This is a genomic window from Cupriavidus sp. 05N38, assembly GCF_056397345.1.
Genome location: NZ_JBFTNF010000007.1, coordinates 138,578 through 146,087, shown reverse-complemented (window position 1 = coordinate 146,087; position 7,510 = coordinate 138,578). Strand labels below are relative to the sequence as shown.

The following is a 7,510-nucleotide window of genomic DNA, read 5'->3' as shown; positions in this document are numbered from 1 at the left end:
GACCATCAGCGTGCAGCCACTATCGTCGATCGCGCGCAGTTCGATATGGGGGGTCTTGCGGGTCTGGCGGAACTCGGTCAGGTCGAAATGGCAGGAGCCGCGCCTGCCCACCCACAGGGTCCAGCTGAGGCTGCGCACATCGTTGCTCGCCACGCGCATGTGGGCGTCCTCGCGGAAGCCGTCGTCTTCCGTGCGCTGGCAATTGCCGGCAATGTCGATGTCGTGGGGAGGGATTGGCGTGGCGCGCTCGCGCACGGCGCTGGGTGCCGCGGGGCGCGGCTCCGGTGCGCGCGCGGCGGGCGGCGAGGGCGGCGGCAGCGTCACGGTGCAGGCCGTCAATGCGGCGACTGACAGCCACGCGGGCAAGCGCGTGTTCTTCATGGCTACTCCTTGCGCCCGGTGCCCGTGCGGCCGGTTGGCTGGCCGCGCGTACCTCTACCTGTATTTATAGAGGATGGCGAAAGGAAGGCGAGGGAAAGCGCGGGAGCACGGTGCGGCAGGCATCAGATGCCGCCGCCGGCGCAGAGATGGACACGGTTCAGCCGCCTGCTTCCTTGGGCATGCGCGCGTTGCCGTCGGGCGCCAGGTCGCCGAGCGTGGCGGCGTTGCGCCGCAGCGCCTCGGTCGTGTGGCCCTGGCCGTCCGGGCGCCATCCCGGCGGCATGAGGAGATAGCCCAGCAGCGCGCGCAAACCGTTTGCCTGCGCGAGATCGCGCCCCAGGTCGAGCCACTGCTGGAACTCGACCCGCAGCGGATTGCGCGAGCGCATCGGCGTGACCAGCCCATAGCGGCACGGCAGCTCGTCGCGCTCGGCGATATAGGTGCCGAACAGTCGGTCGAACACGATCAGCACGCCGCCAAAATTGGCATCGAGGTACTCGACGTTCGACGCATGGTGGACGCGGTGCGCCGACGGCGTGTTCAGGACATATTCCAGCCAGCCCAGCTTCGGAATCCAGGTCGCGTGAATCCAGAACTGGTACAGCAGGTTCAGCGACAACGTGGTGAGCACCACTTCCGGGCTGAAGCCAAGCCATACCAGCGGCGTGAAGAACAGCGTATTGCCGGCGAGCTTGCCGGTCCAGCCGAGGCGGTAGGCCGTGGACAGCGTGAGCTGGTTGGGCGAGTGATGGACCGCGTGGGTGGCCCAGAAGAAGCGCACGCGGTGCGCCGCGCGGTGATACCAGTAGTAACAGAACTCCTGGCCGACGAACAAGCCGGCGGCGAGCATCCAGCTATCCATGGCGATGGTCTGCAAGCGGTGCTGCCAGGCGAGCGCGAACACCGGCGCCGCCAGCGACAGGGGCAGCAGGAACAGGATCTTGCGCCCGGCCAGATCCACCAGCGACAGCCATGCTTCGTGCCAGTCGAAGGTGCCCGGCTTGCGCCAGTGCAGCACCAGGGCTTCCACCAGCGATGCGCCGACCACGACCGGCAGGGCATAGAGCTGGATCAACTCAAGACGGGTCATGCGAGCTTCCTGGCGCTGCCTTGCAATAGGATGCAGACGATTATATGAGCTAGTATCAGGTTTGCTTACTCGCGTTCCGGAGCACGCCCCATGGAGTCGCAACCCCTGCAGCGCAACGGTGCCGGCCGCCGACGGCCGATCCAGGCTCGCTCCCGCGAGAAGATCGAACTCATATTCGAGTCTACCATCCGCCTGCTGGAGAAAGAGGGGCTGGAGGCACTCAGCACCAATCGCATCGCCGAGGTCGCCGGCATCAGCATCGGCACGCTCTACCAGTATTTCTCGAACAAGCAGGAGGTGATGCAGGCGCTGGGCCGCCGCGAGATCGAACGCGTGCTTGGCCGCCTCGATGAGCTCCTGAGCACGCCGGGCGCTGCCGATCCCCGCGAGCGCGCCAGATTGCTCGTGCGCGCGCTCCTGGGCGCTTTCGGCGGCCGTTACCGCGTTCGCAAGATCCTGGTGGAAGTGGCGCTGGCCTCGCGTGCCCAGCCGGCGCTGGACAATTCCGCGGCGCAGGTCGCGCAATGGCTGAGTTCGGGCCGGTTGGTGGATGCGCAGAATCGCGCCGTGGTACTGCGGCCCATGGCCGCCTTTGTGCTGACGCAGGCCGTGATCGGTGTGATTCGCAGCGCGCTCGCCGTGGACGAAACCATGCTCGGACGGCCAGAGCTGGAAGAGGAACTGGCGCGGCTGATCCGGGGGTTCCTGCGGGAGAAGGCGGAGTAAGGCCGCGCAAGGCGGAAGCGGGCGGCGTGGCCCGCGCCGCCTCGGACTACATCAGGATGATGTCGTACTGTTCCTGGTGGAAGGTCGATTCCACCTGCAGCGAGATCGGCTTGCCGATGAAGTCGCCGAGCATGGCCAGGTGCTGGCTTTCCTCTTCGAGGAACAGGTCGATCACATGCTGCGAGCCCAGGATGCGGAACTCGCGCGGATTGAACTGGCGCGATTCGCGCATGATCTCGCGCAGGATGTCGTAGCACACGGTGCGCGGCGTCTTGACCTGGCCCTTGCCCTGGCACACCGGGCATTGCTCGCACAGCACGTGCGCCAGCGATTCGCGGGTGCGCTTGCGGGTCATCTCCACCAGGCCGAGCTGCGAGAAGCTGTTGACGGTGATGCGGGTGCGGTCGCGCGAGAGCGCGCGCTTGAGCTCGGACAGCACGGCGTCGCGGTGCTCGCCGTTCTCCATGTCGATGAAATCGATGATGATGATCCCGCCAAGGTTGCGCAGCCGCAACTGGCGCGCGATGGTATGCGCCGCCTCCAGGTTGGTCTTGAAGATGGTGTCGTCGAAATTGCGCGCGCCGACATAGCCCCCGGTGTTGACGTCGATGGTGGTCATGGCCTCCGTCTGGTCGATCATCAGGTAGCCGCCGGACTTGAGGTCGACGCGGCGCGACAGCGCCTTCTCGATCTCGGCGTCGATGTTGAAGAGATCGAAGACGGGGCGCTCGCCGGTGTAGTGGGTCAGGCGCGACAGCACCGCCGGCGTGTATTCCTGGGCGAACTCGACCAGCTTCTGGTAATTCTCGCGCGAGTCCACCTGGATCGCGTTGGTGGCGTCGCTGACGAAATCGCGCAGCACGCGCTGGGCCAGGTTCAGGTCCTGGTAGAGCAGGCTGGGCGCGGGCAGGGTGGTGGCGTTCTGGCGGATCGAGGCCCAGATCTTGCGCAGGTAGGCGATGTCGTTGCCGAGTTCTTCGTTGCTCGATTCCTCGGCGATGGTGCGCACGATAAAGCCGCCGCGCTCGTCGGCCGGCACCAGGCTCTGCACGCGCGCGCGCAGGGCTTCGCGGTCGACCTCGCCTTCGATGCGCTGAGAGATGCCGATGTGCGGGTCCTGCGGCAGGTAGACCAGGGTGCGCCCGGCGATGCTGACCTGGGTCGACAGGCGCGCGCCCTTGGTGCCGATCGGGTCCTTGATCACCTGCACCATCAGCGCCTGGCCTTCGTAGAGCGTCTTCTCGATCGCCAGCGGCGCGGCGTTGCCGTTTTTCTCCGGGTCGCGCGGGTGCCAGATGTCGGCAACGTGGAGAAAGGCCGCGCGCTCGAGGCCGATATCGATGAAGGCGGACTGCATGCCGGGCAGCACGCGCACGACCTTGCCAAGATAGATGTTGCCGACCAGCCCGCGCGACAGCGTGCGCTCGACATGGAGTTCCTGCACGGCGGCCTGCTGCACGATGGCCACGCGCGTTTCCTGCGGTGTGATGTTGACGAGGATATCTTCAGTCATGTTGGGTGAATCTCGTCGCCGGCGGGCCGGCCAGGGGGTTGTCCGCACTATGCCGCCACGCGCTCCGGGGGCGATGCCATGGCCGTGCATGCCATGGGATAACGGAAGGTCGGTGGCGGGTTCTCAGAACCGCAGTTGGGCCTGTCGGAGCAGCGCAGCCGTCTCGAACAGGGGCAAGCCCATGATACCCGAATAGCTGCCGCCGATTTGCGCCACGAATTCCGCCGCGCGGCCCTGGATGCCGTATGCGCCGGCCTTGCCGGCCGGCTCGCCGCTGGCGACATAGGCCGCGATCTCGGCCTGGCTCATGGCGCGGAAGGTGACCTCGGAGATGGACAGCGCATGGCGCAGGCCCAGCGTGGAGACCACCGTCACCGCGGTCAGCACGCGGTGGGTGCTGCCCGATAGCGCGCCCAGCATGCGCACGGCGTCGGCATCGTCGGCGGGCTTGCCGAGGATGTCGCCGCCCAGGCATACCGTCGTGTCGGAAGTGAGGATGGGGGCGTCGGGCAGGGCGCGCCGCTCGCGGCGGCGCAGCGCGGCTTCGGCCTTGAGCGCGCAGACGCGCTGCACGTAGTCGTCCGGGCTTTCGCCGGGCAGCACGGCTTCGAGCGCTTCGGCGTCCTCGTCGTCGTCGGCCAGCAGCAGTTCGTAGGCAACCCCGAGCTGGGTCAGCAACTCGCGCCGGCGCGGGCTCTGGGAGGCGAGATAGAGGAAGGTGTGGGTCACGGCTGGGCCAGTCGGGAAGTCCTGAGGGGAAAGATCCGGCGGTCGCCATGCGCCGCTTGGGCCGCATTGTACCCGCCTGCCGCGCCGCGGCAGGAATGGCCCCCGCCCGCGGCTCAGGCGCGGTGATACGGATGATTCTGCGTGACCGACCAGGCGCGGTAGAGCTGCTCGGCCAGCAGCACGCGCACCATGCCGTGCGGCAGGGTGAGGCTGGACAAGCGCAGCAGGGTTTGCGCGCGCGCCTTGAGGGCCGGGTCGAGCCCGTCGGCGCCGCCGATCAGGAAGGCCACGTCGCCGCCTTCGCGCTGCCAGTCGGTCAGCTGGCCCGCGAGCTGCACCGTGGTGAGATCACGGCCCCGCTCGTCCAGCGCCACGATGCGGCATTGCCTGGGCAGCGCCGCCTCGATGCGGGCCGCCTCGCGCTGCATCACGGTGGTGGCGTTATTGCTGGAGGAGCGCGCCTCGGGCTTGATCTCGCGCAGCTCGATGCGCAGCTCCGGCGGCATGCGCTTGGCGTACTCGGCGAAGCCCGTCTCGATCCAGCCGGGCATCTTGTGGCCGACGGCCACGATCAGCAACTGCATGGCAGGGTGGTGCCGGCCAGGCTCAGGCCGAGCGGGTTGTGCGCTTGCGCGCGGCCGGCGCCTTGGCGGCGGCGGTCTTCGCAGGCGCCTTCGCCGGTGCCTTGGCAGCCGTCTTGGTGGCCGGCTTGGGGGCGGTCTTGGCAGCCGTCTTGCGTGCGGTGCCGGCGGCGGTCTTGCGCGGTGCCGCGGTCTTGGCCGGCGCCTTGCGCGCGGGGGCCGAGCCCAGCGCGCTGGTCAGGCGCTTCTGCACGGTCGGCGCGCGGTTGACGGCGATGGCGTCGGCGTCCGTGTCTTCGTGGCCAAGCGGCGGCGACGGCTCTTTCATGCCTTCGGGCAGGCGCGCCAGGGCGGGGCGCAGGCCGCTGGCGCGGCGCACGGTGCGCACCACGGGGGCGTCGTCCTCGTCGTCGTCCATCGGCTCGCTGGCCTTGGCCAGGCCCTTCTTGGCGGCCAGCTTCAGGCGCACCGGCTTGTCGCCCCAGATTTCCTCGAGGTTGTAGTACATGCGCAGCTGCGGCTGCATGATGTGGACCACGGCGTCGCCGCAGTCGACCAGCACCCATTCGCCCGTTTCCAGCCCTTCCACCGCGATGATATGGCCGCCCGCACCCTTGACGGTATCGCGCACCGAGGCGGCCAGCGCCTTGGTCTGGCGGTTCGAGGTCCCGCTGGCGATCACCACCCGGTCGAACAGTTCGGTCAGGTGGGTGGTGTCGTACACCTTGATGTCCTGCGCTTTGACATCTTCGAGGCCTTCGACGATGGCGCGTTGCAGTTTGCGAATATCCATGGTGCGTTCTTGTTCAGCTGAGATCGGTTTATGGGCGGGCCGGGTCGGGCAGATCCGACTGGGCAGGCCGGTAAAGGCCGCGGCTCGCGATGTAGTGTGCCACGCCGGGCGGCAGTTGGTCATCTGCCGGCTGTCCGGCGGCCAGGCGTTGGCGAAGGGCGGTGGAGGAGAGGTCGACGGCGAGCGTCTGGTCGATCCACATGTGGCCGGAGGGCGTGGATTGTATCAGGTGGGTGGACCCCCGGCGCGTGGCGAGCTCCTGGCGCACCGGTCCGTCGAGTCCGGAGAGGTCGAAACCGGGCCGTGTCGCCACGCACAGGTGCACGTCCGCGAACAGCGCCTGCCAGCCGTGCCAGGTGTGCAGGCGCAGCAACTGGTCGGCACCCATCAGCCATGCCATGGAGGCGTGGGGGCCATAGTGCTGGCGCAGTTCGTGCACGGTGTCGACGGTATAGCTGGGGCCGGCGCGGTCCACTTCCATGCGGCTGGCGTGGACATGCGCGCGGGTGTCGGCCAGCGCGGCGGAGGCAAGCTCGGTCATCGCCAGCCGGTCGGCGGCGGGGGTGACATCGTCGCCCTTCTGCCATGACTGGCCGGTCGGGATCCAGACCAGTTCGTCCAGTTCGAGGTGTTCGATGCAGAGCCTGGCGAGCGCTACGTGGCCGATATGCGGCGGGTCGAAGGTGCCGCCGAGGATGCCGAGGCGGTAGGGGCGCTCGCCATCGGCGGCGTTGCGTGGTCGTGCCTTGTCGTGTTCGTGTTCCATACGCTCGCCGTCAGGCCCAGTCCCGCACGGGCAGGAAGTCGGTGTACAGGGCCGCTTCGGCGCTGCCCGGCTCCGGCTGCCAGTCGTAGCGCCAGCTGGCCTGCGGCGGCATCGACATCAGGATGGACTCGCTGCGCCCGCCGGATTGCAGGCCGAAATGCGTGCCGCGGTCGAACACCAGGTTGAACTCCACRTAGCGGCCGCGCCGGTAGGCCTGGAAGTCCCGTTCGCGTTCACCGTAGGCGCTGTCCTTGCGGGCTTGCAGGATCGGCAGGTAGGCATCCAGGAAGGCGTCGCCCACCGACTGCATCATGGCAAAGCTGCGCTCGAAGCCGAGCGCGGAAAAATCATCGAAGAAGATGCCGCCGATGCCGCGCGCTTCGCCGCGGTGCTTGAGGAAGAAGTACTCGTCGCACCATTGCTTGAAGCGCGCATAGAGGTCCGGGCCGTAAGGTGCCAGTGCGTCGCGGCAGGTACGGTGGAAGTGCTCGCAATCGCCCGTGTCGCCGTAGTACGGCGTCAGGTCCATGCCGCCGCCGAACCACCAGACCGGCTCGGCGCCGTCCTTCACCGCCATCAGGCAGCGCACGTTCATGTGCACCGTAGGCACGTAGGGATTGCGGGGATGGAAGACCAGCGAGACGCCCAGCGCCTCGAACCCGCGCCCGGCAAGCTCGGGCCGGCTGGCCGTGGCCGAAGGCGGCAGCGCGTCGCCGCGCACATGCGAAAAGCCCACGCCGGCGCGCTCCATCACGGCGCCGCCTTCCAGGATGCGGGTACGCCCGCTGCCACGCAGGCGCTCCGTGGGCGGCTTCTCCCAGTCATCGGTGGCAAACGCCTTGCCGTCGATGGCGGCGACGGCGTCGGTGATACGGTCTTGCAGACCGAGCAGATAGGCACGGACTGCCTGGGAATCGATCATGGTGTACGG

At 68.1% G+C, this 7,510-nt stretch carries 9 protein-coding genes; 1 reads left to right on the top strand and 8 read right to left on the bottom strand.

Annotation, left to right across the window (positions count from 1 at the left end; genetic code table 11):
• Positions 1–381 (bottom strand): hypothetical protein (locus AC1DK4_RS07820; RefSeq protein ID WP_477131454.1); only part of this gene is annotated, 381 nt, incomplete at its 3' end.
• A gap of 157 nt (positions 382–538) precedes the next feature.
• On the bottom strand, positions 539–1,471 hold the full coding sequence (locus AC1DK4_RS07815; protein WP_441612480.1) for a sterol desaturase family protein: 933 nt from the start codon (positions 1,469–1,471) through the stop codon (positions 539–541).
• Positions 1,472–1,561: 90 nt separating this feature from the next.
• On the opposite strand from AC1DK4_RS07815, the gene AC1DK4_RS07810 reads away from it, so the two are divergent.
• Positions 1,562–2,197 carry a TetR/AcrR family transcriptional regulator gene (locus AC1DK4_RS07810; protein ID WP_441612479.1) on the top strand — a complete coding sequence of 212 codons (636 nt, stop codon included), beginning with the start codon at positions 1,562–1,564 and terminating at the stop codon, positions 2,195–2,197.
• Positions 2,198–2,243: 46 nt separating this feature from the next.
• Here AC1DK4_RS07810 and rng read toward each other — a convergent pair whose 3' ends face one another.
• From rng to hemF, 6 genes are all read right to left on the bottom strand, one after another.
• Positions 2,244–3,710: a ribonuclease G gene (rng, locus tag AC1DK4_RS07805; RefSeq protein WP_441612478.1), complete on the bottom strand. Its 1,467-nt coding sequence runs from the start codon at positions 3,708–3,710 to the stop codon at positions 2,244–2,246.
• Between the two features lie 123 nt (positions 3,711–3,833).
• Complete coding sequence (locus AC1DK4_RS07800; RefSeq protein ID WP_441612477.1) at positions 3,834–4,439, bottom strand: Maf family protein; 606 nt, start codon at positions 4,437–4,439, stop codon at positions 3,834–3,836.
• A 113-nt stretch (positions 4,440–4,552) separates the two neighbouring features.
• Positions 4,553–5,023, bottom strand: a complete 471-nt coding sequence (rlmH, locus tag AC1DK4_RS07795) for a 23S rRNA (pseudouridine(1915)-N(3))-methyltransferase RlmH (RefSeq protein WP_441612476.1) — start codon at positions 5,021–5,023, stop codon at positions 4,553–4,555.
• A gap of 22 nt (positions 5,024–5,045) precedes the next feature.
• Positions 5,046–5,813 carry a ribosome silencing factor gene (rsfS, locus tag AC1DK4_RS07790; RefSeq protein ID WP_441643170.1) on the bottom strand — a complete coding sequence of 256 codons (768 nt, stop codon included), beginning with the start codon at positions 5,811–5,813 and terminating at the stop codon, positions 5,046–5,048.
• Between the two features lie 28 nt (positions 5,814–5,841).
• Positions 5,842–6,579 carry a nicotinate-nucleotide adenylyltransferase gene (locus tag AC1DK4_RS07785; protein ID WP_441612474.1) on the bottom strand — a complete coding sequence of 246 codons (738 nt, stop codon included), beginning with the start codon at positions 6,577–6,579 and terminating at the stop codon, positions 5,842–5,844.
• 10 nt (positions 6,580–6,589) lie between these two features.
• Positions 6,590–7,501, bottom strand: coding sequence for an oxygen-dependent coproporphyrinogen oxidase (gene hemF / locus AC1DK4_RS07780; RefSeq protein ID WP_441612473.1), 912 nt, complete (start codon positions 7,499–7,501; stop codon positions 6,590–6,592).
• Positions 7,502–7,510: the final 9 nt, after the last annotated feature.

Coding starts and splice junctions, on each gene's coding strand:
- AC1DK4_RS07815 (WP_441612480.1), bottom strand. CDS start 1,471: ATGACCCGTCTTGAGTTGATCCAGCTCTATGCCCTGCCGGTCGTGGTC.
- AC1DK4_RS07810 (WP_441612479.1), top strand. CDS start 1,562: ATGGAGTCGCAACCCCTGCAGCGCAACGGTGCCGGCCGCCGACGGCCG.
- rng (WP_441612478.1), bottom strand. CDS start 3,710: ATGACTGAAGATATCCTCGTCAACATCACACCGCAGGAAACGCGCGTG.
- rlmH (WP_441612476.1), bottom strand. CDS start 5,023: ATGCAGTTGCTGATCGTGGCCGTCGGCCACAAGATGCCCGGCTGGATC.
- rsfS (WP_441643170.1), bottom strand. CDS start 5,813: ATGGATATTCGCAAACTGCAACGCGCCATCGTCGAAGGCCTCGAAGAT.
- AC1DK4_RS07785 (WP_441612474.1), bottom strand. CDS start 6,579: ATGGAACACGAACACGACAAGGCACGACCACGCAACGCCGCCGATGGC.